This window comes from Mariprofundus erugo, from assembly GCF_005818865.1.
Taxonomy (GTDB): Bacteria; Pseudomonadota; Zetaproteobacteria; order Mariprofundales; family Mariprofundaceae; genus Mariprofundus; species Mariprofundus erugo.
On sequence record NZ_VBRY01000008.1, the window covers coordinates 117048 to 133606 of the forward strand.

General features: G+C 53.3%; 15 protein-coding genes. 10 read left to right on the forward strand and 5 right to left on the reverse strand.

Annotated elements, in window-relative coordinates; translation table 11 throughout:
- Positions 1-70 precede the first annotated feature (70 nt).
- The 5 genes from gmd to FEF65_RS09555 all read left to right on the forward strand — a co-directional run bounded on the left by gmd (position 71) and on the right by FEF65_RS09555 (position 6076).
- A complete protein-coding gene (gene gmd / locus FEF65_RS09535) occupies positions 71-1201 on the forward strand; it encodes a GDP-mannose 4,6-dehydratase (RefSeq protein WP_138239580.1) in 1131 nt (376 codons plus the stop codon).
- Positions 1202-1407: 206 nt separating this feature from the next.
- A complete protein-coding gene (locus FEF65_RS09540) occupies positions 1408-1770 on the forward strand; it encodes a four helix bundle protein (RefSeq protein ID WP_138239581.1) in 363 nt (120 codons plus the stop codon).
- A 49-nt stretch (positions 1771-1819) separates the two neighbouring features.
- A complete protein-coding gene (locus tag FEF65_RS09545) occupies positions 1820-2938 on the forward strand; it encodes a GDP-L-fucose synthase family protein (protein ID WP_138239582.1) in 1119 nt (372 codons plus the stop codon).
- 206 nt (positions 2939-3144) lie between these two features.
- Positions 3145-4791, forward strand: coding sequence for a glycosyltransferase family 4 protein (locus tag FEF65_RS09550; RefSeq protein WP_138239583.1), 1647 nt, complete (start codon positions 3145-3147; stop codon positions 4789-4791).
- 79 nt (positions 4792-4870) lie between these two features.
- The gene (locus tag FEF65_RS09555; protein WP_161595220.1) at positions 4871-6076 is read left to right on the forward strand and encodes an outer membrane beta-barrel protein; all 1206 of its coding nucleotides are present in this window, start codon (positions 4871-4873) and stop codon (positions 6074-6076) included.
- Positions 6077-6108: 32 nt separating this feature from the next.
- Here FEF65_RS09555 and FEF65_RS13410 read toward each other — a convergent pair whose 3' ends face one another.
- The gene (locus tag FEF65_RS13410) at positions 6109-6264 is read right to left on the reverse strand and encodes a hypothetical protein (RefSeq protein WP_161595221.1); all 156 of its coding nucleotides are present in this window, start codon (positions 6262-6264) and stop codon (positions 6109-6111) included.
- Positions 6265-6314: 50 nt separating this feature from the next.
- Between FEF65_RS13410 and FEF65_RS09560 the strand changes: the two genes are divergently transcribed.
- From FEF65_RS09560 to FEF65_RS09575, 4 genes are all read left to right on the forward strand, one after another.
- Positions 6315-7064 carry an SLBB domain-containing protein gene (locus FEF65_RS09560; protein WP_161595222.1) on the forward strand — a complete coding sequence of 250 codons (750 nt, stop codon included), beginning with the start codon at positions 6315-6317 and terminating at the stop codon, positions 7062-7064.
- A 155-nt stretch (positions 7065-7219) separates the two neighbouring features.
- Positions 7220-9193: a GumC family protein gene (locus FEF65_RS09565; protein ID WP_161595223.1), complete on the forward strand. Its 1974-nt coding sequence runs from the start codon at positions 7220-7222 to the stop codon at positions 9191-9193.
- Between the two features lie 150 nt (positions 9194-9343).
- Entirely contained in the window at positions 9344-10084 is a 741-nt protein-coding gene (locus tag FEF65_RS09570; protein WP_138239587.1) for a tyrosine-protein phosphatase, read from the forward strand.
- A 21-nt stretch (positions 10085-10105) separates the two neighbouring features.
- Complete coding sequence (locus FEF65_RS09575) at positions 10106-10786, forward strand: tetratricopeptide repeat protein (protein WP_138239588.1); 681 nt, start codon at positions 10106-10108, stop codon at positions 10784-10786.
- A 61-nt stretch (positions 10787-10847) separates the two neighbouring features.
- Here the strand turns inward: FEF65_RS09575 and FEF65_RS09580 are convergent, their stop codons facing one another.
- Together FEF65_RS09580 and FEF65_RS09585 are read right to left on the reverse strand one after the other, a co-directional pair.
- The gene (locus FEF65_RS09580; protein WP_238701326.1) at positions 10848-12254 is read right to left on the reverse strand and encodes an O-antigen ligase family protein; all 1407 of its coding nucleotides are present in this window, start codon (positions 12252-12254) and stop codon (positions 10848-10850) included.
- 91 nt (positions 12255-12345) lie between these two features.
- On the reverse strand, positions 12346-13020 hold the full coding sequence (locus FEF65_RS09585; protein ID WP_138239590.1) for a hypothetical protein: 675 nt from the start codon (positions 13018-13020) through the stop codon (positions 12346-12348).
- Positions 13021-13243: 223 nt separating this feature from the next.
- Between FEF65_RS09585 and FEF65_RS09590 the strand changes: the two genes are divergently transcribed.
- Complete coding sequence (locus FEF65_RS09590) at positions 13244-13909, forward strand: lysophospholipid acyltransferase family protein (RefSeq protein WP_238701318.1); 666 nt, start codon at positions 13244-13246, stop codon at positions 13907-13909.
- Between the two features lie 324 nt (positions 13910-14233).
- On the opposite strand, the gene FEF65_RS09595 is transcribed toward FEF65_RS09590, so the two are convergent.
- On the reverse strand, positions 14234-15328 hold the full coding sequence (locus FEF65_RS09595) for a type IV pilus twitching motility protein PilT (protein ID WP_138239592.1): 1095 nt from the start codon (positions 15326-15328) through the stop codon (positions 14234-14236).
- 29 nt (positions 15329-15357) lie between these two features.
- Positions 15358-16515: a PilT/PilU family type 4a pilus ATPase gene (locus tag FEF65_RS09600; RefSeq protein WP_138239593.1), complete on the reverse strand. Its 1158-nt coding sequence runs from the start codon at positions 16513-16515 to the stop codon at positions 15358-15360.
- Positions 16516-16559 lie beyond the last annotated feature (44 nt).

The following is a 16559-nucleotide window of genomic DNA, read 5'->3' on the forward strand; positions in this document are numbered from 1 at the left end:
AGTGATTTGTGAATGGTGACTAGTGATTGGCTACCAGCCCCCTCCTTCATGTTTATTTTTGTTTTAGGAGATAGATGTGAAAAAGGCATTGATTACCGGGGTGACCGGGCAGGATGGATCCTATCTGGCGGAGTTTTTGCTGGCCAAGGGGTATGAGGTGCATGGCATCAAACGTCGTGCCTCTTCATTTAATACCCAGAGGGTGGATCACATCTATCAGGATCCTCATGTAGAAAATAAAAACTTTGTCCTGCATTACGGTGATTTAAGCGATACATCGAATTTGACCCGTATCTTGCAGGAGGTGCAGCCGGATGAGGTGTATAATCTGGGGGCGCAATCGCATGTGGCCGTCTCATTTGAGGCACCGGAGTATACGGCCGATGTCGATGGTATTGGCACACTCAGGTTGCTTGAAGCGATCCGTCTGCTTGGTATGGAGAAGAAGGTCCGCTTTTATCAGGCATCCACTTCCGAGCTCTATGGTCTGGTGCAGGAGATTCCCCAGAAAGAGACCACGCCGTTTCACCCCCGTTCCCCCTATGGCGTTGCCAAGCTTTATGCCTACTGGATTGTGGTCAATTATCGTGAGGCCTACGGCATGTATGCCTGCAACGGCATTCTGTTCAATCACGAGTCGCCACGCCGTGGTGAAACCTTTGTAACCCGCAAGATCACCCGTGGTCTGGCCAACATCGCTCAGGGGCTGGAGGATTGCCTGTATATGGGTAATCTCGACTCTCTGCGTGACTGGGGCCATGCAAAGGATTATGTGCGCATGCAGTGGATGATGCTGCAGCAGGAGCAGGCCGAGGACTTTGTCATTGCGACCGGCGTTCAATATTCGGTGCGTCAGTTTATCGAGTGGTCCGCTGCAGAGCTGGGTATTACGCTGAGCTGGCAGGGTGAGGGCGCCGCAGAGGTCGGGACCATTGCCGCACTCGATGAGTCACGGGCAGCCAGTCACAAGTCACTTGCAGTGGGCGACACCATCGTTCGCATCGATCCGCGCTACTTCCGTCCTGCCGAGGTGGATACTCTGCTTGGTGATCCGACCAAGGCCAAACAGAAGCTCGGCTGGACCCCTCAGATTACCGCTCAACAGATGTGTGCCGAGATGATCGCCGAGGATTTGCATGTAGCCAAGCGCCACGCGCTGCTGAAGAAGCACGGCTATGGTATCCCTGTCGCGCATGAATAAGGGCGACTGTGTGAGATGTTAGACGTGAGATGTGAGACGAGGTTTGCAAGATGTGATGGGCCCTTTGCGGTTGAATTTTTCCACCGCAAAGTTTTCACCGTGGCGTTGGGGGCAAGTGAACTGGTGGAAAGTTTCCACAGGTTTAATGCTTTAGCTTTTACATCTTTCGTCTCGCATGCGACAGCTCACGCCAGCGTAGCAGGCAAATGAGACGCAAGCATCATGATCTGCAGGTGTGGCAGTTGGGGATGCGATTGGTGAAAGAAGTCTATTCGGTCACCAGAACCTTTCCCGAAAGTGAGCGTTTTGGGTTGTGCAGTCAGATGCAGCGTGCTTCGGTGAGCATCCCATCAAATATTGCTGAAGGTGCCGGCAGAAACGGTGAAAAGGAGTTTCTGCAATTTTTGTCGATTGCTCGTGGTTCGCTCTGCGAGTTAGAAACGCAATTGATGATTAGCCATGAACTGGGTTATGTGCGTGAAGAAAAAGAGGTGTTGGATTTGATCAATGAAACTTATGCAAAGCTGAATGCGTTGATGACTTCAATTCGCGCTAGAGGCGCTAAATGATGCATCTTTTCTATCTCACATCTTACATCTCACATCCAACGGTGACCCTATGACATCTCACATCTCACATCTCACATTAAGCAGCAAGATTTACGTAGCCGGACACAGAGGAATGGTGGGCTCCGCAATCGTGCGTAAGCTGCTTGCAGATGGTCATACTCCCGAGTCCTTATTCCTTCGCACTTCGAGCGAGCTCGATTTGCGAGACCAGTCCGCCGTCCGTGCCTTTATGCAGACAGAGAAACCGGACGTGGTGATCGTGGCAGCGGCGAAGGTGGGAGGCATTTATGCCAACAACACCTATCCGGCCGAGTTTATCTATGATAACCTGATGATCGAGTGTAACCTGATCCATGAGTCCTATGCGTGCGGAGTGCAAAAACTGCTGTTTCTTGGCTCCTCCTGTATCTATCCGCGCCTGGCTGCACAACCCATGCGCGAAGATGCACTGCTTACCGGGACACTGGAGCCGACCAACGAGCCCTATGCCGTGGCCAAGATTGCCGGCATCAAGCTATGCGAGAGCTATAACCGCCAGTATGGCGTCGATTACCGCTCCGTCATGCCGACCAACCTGTATGGACCGGGTGACAATTTCCATCCTGAAAACTCGCATGTGGTGCCGGCGCTGATTCGTCGCTTCCATCTGGCCAAGCTGGCCGAGCAGGGTGATCTCGCTGCACTTCACGCCATTGATCAACAAACTCCCATTCCCGATGGAGCGCTTCCAGACCTTGGTCTGGAAAGAGTGAATGGTGATTTGTCACTAGTTACTAGTCACCGACTCCCAGTCACCGTTAAGATCTGGGGCAGTGGCAACGCATATCGCGAATTTCTGCATGTCGATGATATGGCAGAGGCTTCACTGTTTGTGCTGAATGTGCCGGCGGATCAGTACAAGGCCAATACCGAGCCGATGATCTCCCATATCAATGTCGGTAGCAGTCAGGAGGTGAGCATCGCCGGGCTTGCCCGTTTAGTGGCTGAAGTCACTGGTTTTACCGGTCGTATCGTGTTTGATGCCGATAAACCCGATGGTGCGCCGCGCAAGCTGATGGACAGTTCCCGCCTTGCCGATATGGGCTGGCAAGCCTCGATCTCTCTTCGCGACGGCCTTGCACATGCCTATCAATGGTTCCTTAAGTCACAGGAGCGCGTAAGAACATGATTTTTTCCCGTCTGTCAGTTTGCCACTTTTCTCACCGGCTCTGCTGATAGCGGGATGTGCGACTGTCATTTTTTATGTCATTCTTTCGGTATTTCCGCTGATCACGAATCACCCGTCACTGCAATCTCTTTCCCGTTTACTTTGCATATTCGCGATTGTCGTCTAAAATCAGATTCACTTTGAAACGGGCAGGTTAACCACATCGTATGGAAACACTCTCTGCAGCCTGGATGGTTTTATCACTGGCGCTGGTATTTTCGATTCTGCTGACGCCGTTCTCCATGCATCTTGCCCGGCGTATCGGTGCGGTGGACGTGCCCTGCAGTCGTTCGGTCCATGTGGTGGCGGTCCCGCGCCTGGGTGGTGTAGGCATTTTTCTCAGTATGGCCTGTGCCGTCGCCTTCTATCTGAATGTTGATGCCTTCTCATTCGGTTTTCTGGCAGGGCTGCTGGTGATTGTGCTGACCGGCCTGCTTGACGATATCAGGCCGCTGTCCCACCGTTTTAAATTTGCCGGTGAGATTCTGGCCTCGGTGGCATTTATCGGTATCAGCGGCTCGGAACTCTCCGGTGTCGGTAACCTGTTCGGTTTCGGCGAGCTTGTTTTCGGGCCATTTGCGTTTGTGGCCACGGTGTTCTGTATGGTTGGACTGATCAATGCCATGAATCTGTCCGATGGTCTGGATGGGCTGGCCGGCGGACTGGCGATTATTGCCGCTCTGTTTTTTGCCTTTTTCGCCTATAAGGCGGGGCAGCCGAATGTGATGATGATTGCGCTGGCCCTGGCCGGAGCGCTGCTCGGTTTTTTACTGTATAACGGCTTTCCAGCCCGCCTGTTTATGGGCGATGTCGGTAGTCTGATGATCGGCTATACCTGTGCCGTGCTGGCCGTGCAGATGGTTAATGTATCGGTGGATCATTTTTCGGTGCAGCCGATCACCATTGCATTGATTCTTGCCGTCCCCTTACTCGATACCCTGGTTGTCATGGGGGCGAGAATAGTGAAGGGGATCAGTCCGTTTAAGCCGGATAAAACGCATCTGCATCATCGTCTGATGGCATTGGGGTTAAACCAGAATCAGGCCGTATCGATTATGTATGTGTTGATGTTTTTGTATGGGGCGCTGGCACTGCTGGCATTTCATGCGCCTGCCTACTGGCAGTTTTATACCGCCATTATTGTGACAGCACTGTTCTATAGTCTACTCGGCTGGCTGGGGCGTAAGCAGATGTCGCTGGCTGTCGGAGTGATTGCCCCCCTGGCTAAGGTCTTGCTGCGGATTGAATCAATGCTGCAGGTGTCGCTGTTTGATGTCAGCCAGCACTATAGTCGCTTCATTTCCCGCAGTTTGGCGTTGCTGGCGCTGTTGCCGCTGTTTTTTCTGGAATCGAAAGTGGACGGGCTTGTATTGGTGGCGATCATAGTGCTGACGCTGGTGCTGTTGGCGCGTCGTCATAACCCCCGTGTGCGGGCTGTTTGGCAGGGGGTACTGTATCTGCTGATTTTATTCCTGCTTTACGTCTGTCATACTGCACTGCAGCAGAGCTTCTGGGCGACCTACTGGTCGGTGTTGGTCTCTTTGTCGACGGGGTGGATTGTGCTGACCCTGCTGGTCAGCCATACCCGGCGCATGCTGGCCTTGCACTCCTTTGAGATTTTGCTGATTCTGATCTCATGGTTGTTCTTTTTTCTGATCATGCCAATGGTCAATTTTGCCCCGCTGTCAGGAGAAGATATTCGTGTTATTTGTGTATATGCGATACCATTGCTGCTTGTTGGCAAGTTGTGCCTTGGTGGTGCTCACGCGTCGGTGCATGGGGATGTTCGACGTGAGGCAATCACAGGGGTTTAACCCTGTATTGAGGATGGGTGTGAAAAGAAAAATGGATGTTGTTTTAAATGAAGCAGGGGGAATGATGAAAACTGGACCTATGACAAATAGAAATATCACTCAGAAAGCGACCGCGACACTCACGGTGTGCATGGGCATGCTGCTTGCCTCTTATAATGCCCAGGCTGCCGGTGAGGCGCGCAGCATTGATCTTGGCGGCGGATTGCAGCTGACTCCGACCCTCGGTGTCAGCTATAAACACAATGATAATATCTTTTCGTCCACGACGAATCGCAAGAGCAGTAATATCACCGTGTTTGATCCCTCACTGGCACTGCAGGCAGGGGATGATATCAATAATCTGGCGCTGTCGTACGATATCAGTCGGGGTATTTACCATAACAGTCGCCGTGATGATTATACCGATCATAATGTGAAGTTTGATGCCAACAAGGAGTTCACCCGGCGTTTGCAGGCGGGGCTGGCTGCCTACTATAAAAAGAGTCATGATGCGCGTGGTTCGACCTTTACCGGTCTGGCGATCACCAATCCGAATCCGGACCGCTACCATGAGACAGGTGTGTCGACGACCATCGGTTATGGTGTGAATGGTCGTATCACGCTGATCGGAGATTACAGCAACAAGCGTTATGAGAATAACCGGGTTACCACCATCACACGTGATCTGGATACGATGGGCGGCGATTTTACCTTTGCCTATCCGATTGCCCCTAAAACCGATGCCGTAATCGAGGCGCGTTACAAGCGCTTTGATTATAAATATCTGACGGCAACCACCAACCTGGACAGTAATGAGCAGACCTACTACGGTGGTCTGGACTGGCAGGCCACGGCCAAGACCAGCGGTAGTCTCCGTCTGGGATATATGAAAAAGCGCTTCAACAGTGCCAGGATGACCGGGGGTAATGGCTTCTCCTGGGAGCTGGGTATGGACTGGGCACCGAAAACCTACTCCACTGTTACGCTGCAGACGAAAGGCGGGTTCACTGAAACCGATGGTACCGGTTCATTCCTGAAAACGCAGGGTGGTTCGCTCAGCTGGCAGCATGAGTGGAGTGAGAAGTTCGGCCATCACGCCTCCGCCTCCTATACCGAGAATAAATATGTGGGAACGGCGCTCGGGCGTAAGGACAAATTGTCAACGGTCGGTTTCGGAGTGGATTATCAGATCGTGCGCTGGCTTGGTATCGATCTGGCTTATGATCACTCAACCCGCCGCTCCAATGCCGCCAACTCAAGTTATAACAGCAATATCTACTCGATTAATCTGACCGGAACATTGTAAGGTGAATCGGGGGGATTCGGGCAGAGCACCTGTCAATCGATCTGAATGATTGCGGGCGCGCCGGTCCGGCTACGGCAGTGGCGCAAAGCATTGTTGCTTTGCGCCACTCTTTTTTTCACGGCAAGATTGGCTCTGGAAGCTTGAACAAGCGTGGTTGGATCCGGATGGGTTGCGCTGCGCTCTAACATCAGCACATCGTGCTGATGGCGGCGTTTAGAAAATGATGATGTGGAGTGTTATGAGCGTTCGATGGTTGGCTATATGGTCCTTGTTGCTGCTGATGGCAGGTGCCAATAGTGCCTGGAGTGGCACCGATTACCGCCTTGATGCAGGAGATAAAATATCGATTCAGGTGTATGGTGAAGAGAGTATGGATGTCTCCGCCACACTCGGGGCATCGGGTGTGATTCGTTATCCGTTTCTGGGTAATATTACCGCCAGGGGAAAAACGACCGGGGAGCTTGAGTCACTGATCGAGGCCGGCCTGCGCGATGGTTATCTGGTCAATCCGCAGGTAAGGGTACGCATCGATGAGTTCCGCCCCTTTTTCGTCAATGGCGAGGTGAGAAATCCGGGCGGATTTCCTTACTCGCAGGGATTGACACTGCGCAAGGCTTTGTCACTGGCCGGTGGCTTGAATGAGAGTGCTGACCCCGGCAAGGTGTTTGTCGTGCGTGAGCAGGACAAAACCCAGAAAAAGCAGCGTATCGATATGGATGCACCGGTTTATCCGGGCGATATTGTCAGTGTTGAGAAGAGTTATTTTTATATCTACGGCGAAGTGAAATCACCGGGTAAATATCCTCTGACCGGTGGCCTGACGTTCAGGATGGCGATTTCGCTTGCGGGTGGTTTTACCGAACGTGCCTCAACCGATACGGTGCAGGTGCGCCATGAAGGCGATAAAAACGGTTCCAGGAAAGAGTCGGAGCTGGATGGCAGTGTCGAGTCCGGCGATATCGTGACAGTCAAGCAGAGTTTCTTTTAAACGCACGATGACGGAGGTAAGGTGTAATATGGTGGGCGTAAAGGGCGAGATGTCAGGCATCATGTGCAAACGAACCACTTTTTTATCTTATTCACTTATCACTTGCTATTCGCGTGCCTTTCACATCTTGCATCTAACATCTCATGAGGTTCAACGTGGAGCATAACAATCGTTTCGGCGTAAACGCTGACACCATGCAGGAAATGGATATCAGCCACTACCTGAAAATTATCAATCGCTACAAGTGGAGTATTCTGGCCCTGGCGCTGCTGATGACGGTGCTGGTCGGCGTGATCGTTTACTCGATGACGCCGATGTACAAGGCCACGACCAAGCTGTTGATTGAGTCGCAGATGCCGAAGATATCCAGTATTGAGGATCTTTACGGTGTGGATGGGCAGAATCAGCAGTATCAGCAGACCCAGCTGGAGATTATCCAGTCCCGTCACCTGGCTTCAATGGTGGTGCATAAACTCTATCCGGAACTTGCAGTGGCAACCCCGGTAGCAGCCGGCTCCGGTGCGGGCCAGACTGAGCAGCAGGGCTGGTTGTCGCAGTTGCGTACCGAGCTGGGCATGGAGGAGCAGTCACTCAAGCCGGTGGATCCGCTTGATGAGCGCATTCAGCAGCTGTTGTCCAGCGTGACGGTGCAGCCGGTGATGCGTACGCAGATTGTCGATATCTCCTATGTTTCCTCAAGTCCTGAAATGGCAGCCAAAGCGGCTAATGCCTTTGCACAGGCCTATATCGAGGATCAGCTGGAGTCGCGTATCGAGATGACCCAGCAGGGAACCAGCTGGCTGTTTGATCGTCTGAATGTGTTGAAGGAGAGCCTGCAAAAGTCGGAGCAGGCCCTGCAACAGTATATGGACAGTCAGAGCCTGGTCGACGTCAAGGGGGTTGCAACCCTGGCCGGTGAGGGGCTTAAAAGCGCTTCAGAGAGGGTGACGGCTGCTCAGGCGGCATTTGCCCAGATTCAGAAGCAGTATGGTCCGAAGCATCCGAAGTATATTCAGGCCCGCTCAGAGCTGACTGCGGCGGAGAATGCCCTGAGCAGTGGCAGAAGCGAGGTGCGCACGATCGGCCGTAAAGAGGTGCGGTTGCGCGAGCTGCAGCGTCAGGTAGACAGTGACCGGCAGCTGTATGATCTTTTTCTCAAGCGCATGAAGGAGTCCAGTCAGGCGGTGGACTACAAGCAGGCCAATGCCCGTATTCTTGATACGGCGCTGGTGCCGGCGACACCCTTTAAGCCGAACAAGAAGCGCTTTATTCTGCTTGCCTTTATCGGCGGTCTGTTTCTGGGGGTACTGCTGGCATTCCTGAACGAGTCGCTCGATCGTACGATCAAAACCAGTGATGACGTCGAGCAAAAGCTGGGGCAGGCAAATCTTGGTCTGCTGCCGAAGATGAAGCAGGCAAAAGGGGCCGGGCGCCCTGTCTTTCCGATTCTGGACCCTCAATTTACCGGCTTTGCCGAATCGATCAGAACCATCCGTACGGGTCTGGTGTTATCCGGCCTGGATAATCCGCACAAGATTATTCTGGTGACCTCATCGGTTCCCGGGGAAGGAAAAACAACCGTATCGAGTAATCTGGCCGTTGCCATGGCTCAGGTTGAAAAAACCCTGCTGGTGGGGGCGGATATGCGCAGGCCGTCACTGGCCAGAGCCTGTGGCCTGTCACCCGATCTGCCCGGCTTGTCCGAGGTGGTGGCGGGCGAGGTGAATTTTAAGGATATTATTCAGGTGGATGAAGCGACCGGGTTGCATATTCTCCCCGGTGGCATGATTCCACCGAACCCGTTGGAGCTGCTCTCATCCGACCGCTTTGCCAAGGCGATCGGCGTATTCGAAAAGTTTTATGACCGTATCGTGATCGATTCGCCACCGGTACAGGCAGTCAGCGATGCACTGGTACTATCGAAATATGCCAAGGCTGTGGTCTATGTGATTGAGGCGGATAAAACGCATGAGCAGATCGTCAGGAATGGTCTGAAGCGCCTGATGCAGCACGATGCACCGATTGCCGGTATTGTCCTGAACAAGGTTGATATTGCCAGGGCTGAAAAATATGGCTACGAGTATGGTGGTTATTACGATCATTATGGCTATAGCACCAGTGAGAAGTGAGGAAAAAGCTGTGACTCGTGATTTGTTATTAGTAATGAGTGACTGGTATGAATAAGGCAGTGGGCGGTGACCAGGGCGTAGTCGTGAGCTATTTGCATTCAAAAGTAGGAACTGGTCTCAAGTCACCCGTCACTAATCACCGACTCTCTGATGATTGATATCCATTGTCACCTGTTGCCCGGCATCGATGATGGAGCGGGTGATATGGATCAGGCGCTGGCACTGGCTCGTCTGGCTGTGGCTGATGGTATTACCCATATGGTTCTTACTCCCCATATTCAACCGGGCACCTACAACAATAACCGTCACTCCATTGAACAGGTGTTTGAAGCATTTAAGGCGGCCGTAGCAGAGCAGGGTATTCCACTGCAGTTGGCGATGGCTGCCGAGGTGCGCATCTGTCCTGAAATTCTGCCGATGATTGCCGATGGCAGTATCCCGTTTTTTACCGCTCCTGATGGCAAGAAGACGCTGCTGCTGGAGTTTCCGCACAGTCATATACCACCGGGTAGCGACAAGATGATCTACTGGTTGAGAGGGAAGGGGGTTCGTTGCCTGATTGCTCATCCTGAGCGCAATAAAGAGCTGATGCGCAATATTGATAAGTTGCAGCCGTTTCTCAATATGGGCTGTAAACTGCAGGTGACGGCCGCTTCTGTAGCCGGTCGCTTTGGCGAGCCGCCAAGGGTCGCTGCCATGAAGCTGCTGGAGCGAGGCTGGGTCGATCTGTTAGCGACAGATGCTCATAATGCCAGCCACAGGCCTCCGCAACTAAAGGCAGGGAGTCTGGCAGCAGCCGCAGAGATCGGAGAAGACGCGGCCAGGGCGATGGTGACGACGGGGCCATGGGCGATTGTTGGCGGTATGTTTGAGGTGCCTTCGCAGTCATGAAGACTGCTGTCTGAGTCTGTGATGATAAAGCGTGCAGCAGTTTATCTGTTTGCGGTGGTGGCAACGTTGCTGTTGGGCTGGCAGATCAGCCTTTCCCTCGATTCGGCTAAAGCCTTTTCTTATGAGCACCGTGTTTATATGAGTTTTCAATCCTGGTATGCAAGCCATCAGATGCCCGGTGAGGAGGAGTGGCAGGCTCAGGAAGCCCTGATCCTCCGGGCTATCGCGCTTCAGGGGCGCAATGCATCGATTAAAAATACGGCCGGCCGGTTGTATGAGTATCGGGCTTATCAGTTTTCGCCGCAGTCCACTGCATTGCGTATGCAGTATGCCGAAAAAGCAGCGGCAATGTACAGGCTGGCCACTCATGACAGCCCCATGCTGGTGTATCCCTGGATGAATCTTGCCCTGATCAAAATGAAGCTCGGGCAGTGGGATCAGGAGTTTTTTCAGGCATACCGGAAGGCGGTGATGCTGGGGCCATGGGAACTGGCCGCGATGCCTGTGCTGGTCGAGATCGGGTTGCTGGTCTATCCGAACATGGATGGCGTGAGCCGGCAGTTTATCTCGGCATATATAGACCGGGTTGCCGATGGTGCTGGTCCGATGGTTGGCGGGCAGTTGCATAACAAGCCTGCCATGTGCTGGCGTTTGCAGCAGATGGGGCATCCAAAGGCTTACGAACGCATTTGCGGCACATAATCCGGTCTTCCCAAGCGGGCCACCACCGTGATCTGTTGGATCAGTTTAAATGTGCTGTTTTTCACGTGTCCCGGCCGTGCGCCTCTGAGTGGAGTCTTGCGCATATAAATGGTATTGCGACCAGTACGGTGAACAGGGCGGCATTGGATGGAACCTGTAAATTAAAATCTACGGTTGAGTGGATGAGGATCGAGATGATGCCCATCAGGCTGGCAAAGCTCATGCCCAGTATCAGTCCTGATCGTCGCTGTTTGAGGGTGATCAGGGTGCGAATCAGGGCATAGATGAGCAGCAGTGCAAGTGGTGTAAAACCAGCAAGCCCAAGTTCAAGCAACAGTTCAAGATAGTCATTGTGTACATGGTCGATGTAATAGGTCGGCCCATCCTGTTTATAGCCCGGAAAGGCGCTGAAAAAATTACCGGCACCGATGCCACTCAGGCGGAAGTCGGATGTCATCGCCAGTGTATCGGCGTAGACATCGCCCCGTTGTGCTTCACTGGTGGTGGTAGTCTGCTCGATACGATCGACCACCTTCTGCAAACCCACCCATGAACCGATAATCACGATATCCAGTACGATCAGACTGACGATAAAGATGGATACGGCCCTGGATGCATGTCTGGAGAGGAGCAGGAACAGAACGCCGCTGATCATCAGGCTGATAAAGAATGCCGAATTGCCCATGCGCGAGTGGGTCATGACGAGGGCAATGCACAGGATCATCAGAATGATGCGCAGGCGTGCCTTGGGCCCGAGAATGGTTTGACTGATATGGCGGATGCGCTGTCGCCAGCCGGAAAATTGATGGCTGTGCAGCATGGAGATCAGCAGGCCTATACCAATGGCGAGAGAGATCTCCAGCATGCCGGCAAGATGGTCGGGATTGGAGTGAAAGCCCTTGGCGCGCCCTGTTGGTATGACCGGTTTGTCGAGATCGGAATAGCCGTAGAGATGAACGGTGTACTGAATGCCGGATAGTTCGAGAACAATCGCAAACAGTGCATGCAAAAAGGCAGAAGCGGTGATGATATAGGCAAGCCATTTCAGTCGTTCGCGTGTATGCACGAGTAGCAGTGTTAATGCGAATAACAGCACAAGTGCCAGTGATTTCTGAAGCTGTAATACGGTGATATTTGGATCCAGCGCAATGGTGTCTTGACCCGGAATGGAGGCCGCCACCGGGGAGAGCAGCGACAGCAGCGATGATGGTAAGGGTACAATCTGAATAAGAATCCAAAGTGTTGTGCTGCTGATCAGGATGAGTGCGGTGTGGTTATGAGAGAAGGTGGCTGGCATGGCCATGCGCCGGGTCGCTATCATCCAGATTGTGGCTATGGTTAGCAGGAATATCCAGATCTCCATGGCGGATGTCGCCCATGGAAATTTTCCACCCAGGGGAATCGGCAGCCAGAAAAACAGGCTGCCATAAAGTATGAATATGGCTGACTCAATGCGCTGGTTCAGCATCAATCAATGGCTCCATGAGTTGATATGACTTAACGGCGAATAAAAAAAAGCCCCGGACGACCGGGGCTTTTTTTTATTCGTTCGCATCTGTTCAGCTAACCGCGTTGCCGCCGCCGCCGCCGGAGGTTGCAGCTGCGGTGGTGGTTGCAGCTTTTGCTGCAGTGACGGCGTTACCTACAGCTGTACCGGCTGCAGTCGCAGCCTGGGCTGCGGTTGGGTCAGCAGCTGTATTTGCAGCAGCTGTGATGGCTGCAGCCTGGGTCGGGGCAGCCGTAGTGGCTGCAGCAGTAATCGCAGCCGCCTGGGTTGGAGCCGCAGTGACCGCTGCAGCAGTAATGGTGGCAGCCTGTGTCGGTGCAGCTGTCACTGCAGCTGTAGTGATTGCTGCGGCCTGTGTCGGTGCACTGCTGACGGCTGCGGCGGTAATAGTGACTGCTTGCGCCGGTGCAGCTTCTACTGCTGCTTTGGTGATATCCGCAGCTGCTGCAGGTGCAGATTTAACCGCAGCGGCGGTGACTGCAGCAACGGCAGTTGCATCATTGCCTGCTGCTTTAACAGCAGCGGCTGTGATCGAGGCTGCCTTGTCAGGGCTGGCTGCTACCATGGCGGCGACAGCTTCAGCTGCGCTTTTTCCTTCACCAGTCAGGGCGGCCATCACCTGCTCAATGGTCTGGCCTTCTGCCAGGGCCTGGTTGATATCAACTTCGGCATTGGCAACGCCTGCGCCCAGGAAAAGGGCGACGAGCAAGATTGATATTTTTTTCATGATTTCAGTTCCTCATAAGGAAAGCATCCTGCTTTCAGGATTTAATTGAACCCGATTATAGCAGCTATCGATGAACCTGCAAGCTCGATCCATTCTTTCATGTGCCCCCTCCGGGGTCAGGTCTCGATTTGCTATTTTTTGTCATGACATCCATGCATTCTGACTCTGTCCGGCCTCGTTTTCTCATATGGCGAAAGTTTTTCGCTGTAGTAATCTGCCGGTCGTGAGTGCATCCTCAAACATCGGTGGTCATCGTGGCAGGCGTGGTCCGGGCCTGTTGCTGCGTGGTATAAATCGTGCCTTCTGTCGCGGCTGGCATCGCCTCTCCAGTGTCGGGCAGCGTTTGCCCGATGGTCCGGTCATTCTTGTAGGCAACCACTTGTGCGGCCTTGATCCTCTACTGATTCAGGCCTCGGTCAATCGTCCACTCAGCTTTTTGATGGCGCGGGATTACTATCGTAAAATGTGGTATCTGCGCTGGGGATTTGATCTGGTGGGGGCCATTCCGGTTAGTCCTGGGGGGGCGAACCGCCATGCAGTGCGTGAGGCAATCGATGTGGTCAGGGCAGGGCATGCACTTTGCCTGTTTCCGGAAGGGGCGGCCAATCCGCCGATTCCGTTGCATCGTATTCTTCCCGGTGCTGCTCTGATTGCGCGACAGAGCGGGGCGCCACTGGTTCCATTCAGGGTATCGGGTGTATTGCCATTCGATCATGTCCACCTGTGGAAGCCATTTTATCGGCGTTCACATGCACGGATTGTGATCGGAGAGCCGGTTTGCTTGCCGCCTGCCGCAGATGACGGTGATGCACGCGAAGCCATTCGTCAGGATACCCGCCTGATTCGCCATGCTATTCATGCGTTGGCCCGTTTTGATATAGCGGATTAGCCGCCCCGCCCAATCGGGCATCATATGAATGTTTGAAACATGGTAAGCCGGCTGAATATTTATTCTGCTGATCTGCAGCGCAGGCCGGTTAAGGAATCGCTGATTAATCCAGCGATTCCGTGCGGGCCATGGACGGCTCGCCAAACCAGACACATAAGTGCTTGATTTGTAAGTAAAGGTAAAATGACTCGGGCATCATGCCCTCGCCCTGCGGGCGGCCGTTGGCCGTCCAATCGGCTTCCTGCCTCTTTGTCACGCTTTTGCCTTTACGGACTGATTTTTGCCAGGAGGGCAATAAATCAGCATCTCCTTAATCAGCAGTCGTTATGATTTTCCGAAATACATGGCAAAATCTTCGCGGTGAACCGTATGCGGCAGTGCATGCTCATAGCTGACCTGCTCCTCCTCAACCAGTCGGCGCAGGTGCTGATCAAAGCTTTGCGACCCGTAAAGGTGATGGCCCTCTTCCATGGCTCGCTCGATATCGTTCCAGTGATCCGGATCAAGAATGAAGTGGCGAATCACCGAGTTGGCAATCATAATCTCCTGGGCGACGATGCGCCCCTTGCCGGCTTTCATCGGCAGTAACTTTTGTACAATAATTGCGCGCAGGTTTTCTGATAGTCGTTGACGGATGCCTGCCTGCTCCTCTTGCGGAAATGAGGTGATGATCCGTTGCATGGTGCCAATGGCTGTGGTGGCGTGTACCGTGGCCATCACCAGGTGACCGGTCTCTGCCGCCTGCAGGGCCAGCTGTATCTCTTCGCGGCCGCGCACTTCGCCTGCGACAATGACATCCGGAGTTTCGCGCAGTGCATCGGTGAGTCCCTGGCGATAACTTGCAACATCTGTACCGATTTCACGCTGGCTGACAGTGCCCCGGAGGTTGTTGTCATAGCGAAATTCGACCGGATCCTCGAGTGTGACGACATGAATCGGGCGGTGGCGAATCATGTGATTGAGAATCGATGCCATGGAGGTCGATTTGCCGGAGCCTGCAGCTCCTGCCATCAGAATCAGCCCGTTGCGATATTGGGCAATATCTTCAAAGACGGCTGGTAACCTGAGAGTCTGGAAATCAGGAATCTGTTGCGGGATGAGACGAGCCACAATGCCGAAGTTGTTGTGGGTGCGCAGTACGTGGATGCGGAAGTGGGCAATGCCGGCCAGCGTATAATGAAAATCAAGGTTTTGAGCCGCTTCGATGTCCGGCTGTGCGGGCAGGCTGCGTGCCAGATGGCGAATCATGTCGATGGTGATGCCACGGTCAGGTTCAGCGACCCGTTCCGGTGGAACCGTGACAATGCTTCCCTGAATGCGCATACGTATCCGGTCTCCGGTGCGAACAATCAGATCGGAGGCGCTATTTTTGTGCGCAATCATTAACAGTTCATCGATCAGATGGCTATGCGAAGACATCAGGGCTGCTCCTGCTCACTGCTTTGGTATCAGATGCGCAGCTGAATGCCGCTACCGCTGCCGGAAAGCTTGTCCAGATCATCGCCATTGCCGCCGGCATCCTTGAGATCGACCATTTTGATTTGCAGACGGAGATTGTTGACCGAATCGGCGTGGCGCAGTGCTTCATCCTCACTGATATAGCCATCCATCCACAGCTGCAGCAGTGCCTGATCGAATGTTTGCATGCCGTAATTTTTTCCGGCCGCCATGGCGGCCTTGATTTCGTTGATATCCCATTTACCGATCAGGTCGGCAATGCGCGGCGTATTAATCAGAATCTCAACGGCCGGCATGCGCGTCTCTTCCGGTGTTTTCACCAGTCGCTGTGACAGAATCGCTTTCATATTCATGGCAAGGTTGAGGCATACCTGTGTATGCATCTCTTCAGGAAAAAAGTTGATCACGCGCTCAAGTGCCTGGTTGGCATTGTTGGCATGCAACGTTGCCATGCACAGATGGCCGGTTTCAGCGAATTCCAGCGCATGTTCCATGGTTTCACGATCACGTATTTCACCAATCAGGATGACATCCGGTGCCTGGCGGAGCGTATTCTTCAGGGCAGCCTTGAACTCATGGGTGTCCGTGCCGACCTCTCTCTGGGTGATGACCGAACGTTTGTGCTCATGCACAAACTCGATCGGATCTTCAATGGAGATAATGTGGCCTGCTGATTGGGAGTTACGCCAGTCAATCATGGCGGCAAGTGAAGTGGATTTGCCTGAACTGGTTGCACCGACCATCAATACCAGTCCGCGCGGTGCCATGACAATGTCCTTGAAGATTTGTGGTAACCCCATTTCATCAATGGTGGGGACCTTTGTTTTAACCCGGCGTATGACCATGCCAACCTGTCCGCGCTGGCGGAAGATGTTGACGCGGTAGCGGCCGATATCGGGAAAAGAGAGGGCCAGATTCATCTCATATTCGGCCGAAAAGGCTGCTTTCTGGCGTTCGGTCATGGCGCTGTTGGCCAGCTTTTCGCATTCGGTTGCCGTTAACGGTGGTTGCTTCAGGGGCAGGATGGAGCCATTGACGCGGTAGGAGGGGGCCATACCGGCTGTAATATATAGGTCGGATGCCTCGTGCTTATCCATCAGGGCAAGCAGTTGTTTGATCGATGGCTGTTTTGGTTCACTGCCGGTCATGGTGCGGTCTCTCCTGTGAGTGTAAACGGAACATAGGCGCTGCG

What these genes read in the sequence shown, in the direction of transcription:
- FEF65_RS09540 (WP_138239581.1), top strand. Translation starts at nt 1,408, where the DNA reads ATGAGACGCAAGCATCATGATCTGCAGGTGTGGCAGTTGGGGATGCGA.
- FEF65_RS09545 (WP_138239582.1), top strand. Translation starts at nt 1,820, where the DNA reads ATGACATCTCACATCTCACATCTCACATTAAGCAGCAAGATTTACGTA.
- FEF65_RS09550 (WP_138239583.1), top strand. Translation starts at nt 3,145, where the DNA reads ATGGAAACACTCTCTGCAGCCTGGATGGTTTTATCACTGGCGCTGGTA.
- FEF65_RS09555 (WP_161595220.1), top strand. Translation starts at nt 4,871, where the DNA reads ATGACAAATAGAAATATCACTCAGAAAGCGACCGCGACACTCACGGTG.
- FEF65_RS13410 (WP_161595221.1), bottom strand. Translation starts at nt 6,264, where the DNA reads ATGTTAGAGCGCAGCGCAACCCATCCGGATCCAACCACGCTTGTTCAA.
- FEF65_RS09560 (WP_161595222.1), top strand. Translation starts at nt 6,315, where the DNA reads ATGAGCGTTCGATGGTTGGCTATATGGTCCTTGTTGCTGCTGATGGCA.
- FEF65_RS09570 (WP_138239587.1), top strand. Translation starts at nt 9,344, where the DNA reads ATGATTGATATCCATTGTCACCTGTTGCCCGGCATCGATGATGGAGCG.
- FEF65_RS09575 (WP_138239588.1), top strand. Translation starts at nt 10,106, where the DNA reads ATGATAAAGCGTGCAGCAGTTTATCTGTTTGCGGTGGTGGCAACGTTG.
- FEF65_RS09580 (WP_238701326.1), bottom strand. Translation starts at nt 12,254, where the DNA reads ATGCTGAACCAGCGCATTGAGTCAGCCATATTCATACTTTATGGCAGC.
- FEF65_RS09585 (WP_138239590.1), bottom strand. Translation starts at nt 13,020, where the DNA reads ATGAAAAAAATATCAATCTTGCTCGTCGCCCTTTTCCTGGGCGCAGGC.
- FEF65_RS09595 (WP_138239592.1), bottom strand. Translation starts at nt 15,328, where the DNA reads ATGTCTTCGCATAGCCATCTGATCGATGAACTGTTAATGATTGCGCAC.
- FEF65_RS09600 (WP_138239593.1), bottom strand. Translation starts at nt 16,515, where the DNA reads ATGACCGGCAGTGAACCAAAACAGCCATCGATCAAACAACTGCTTGCC.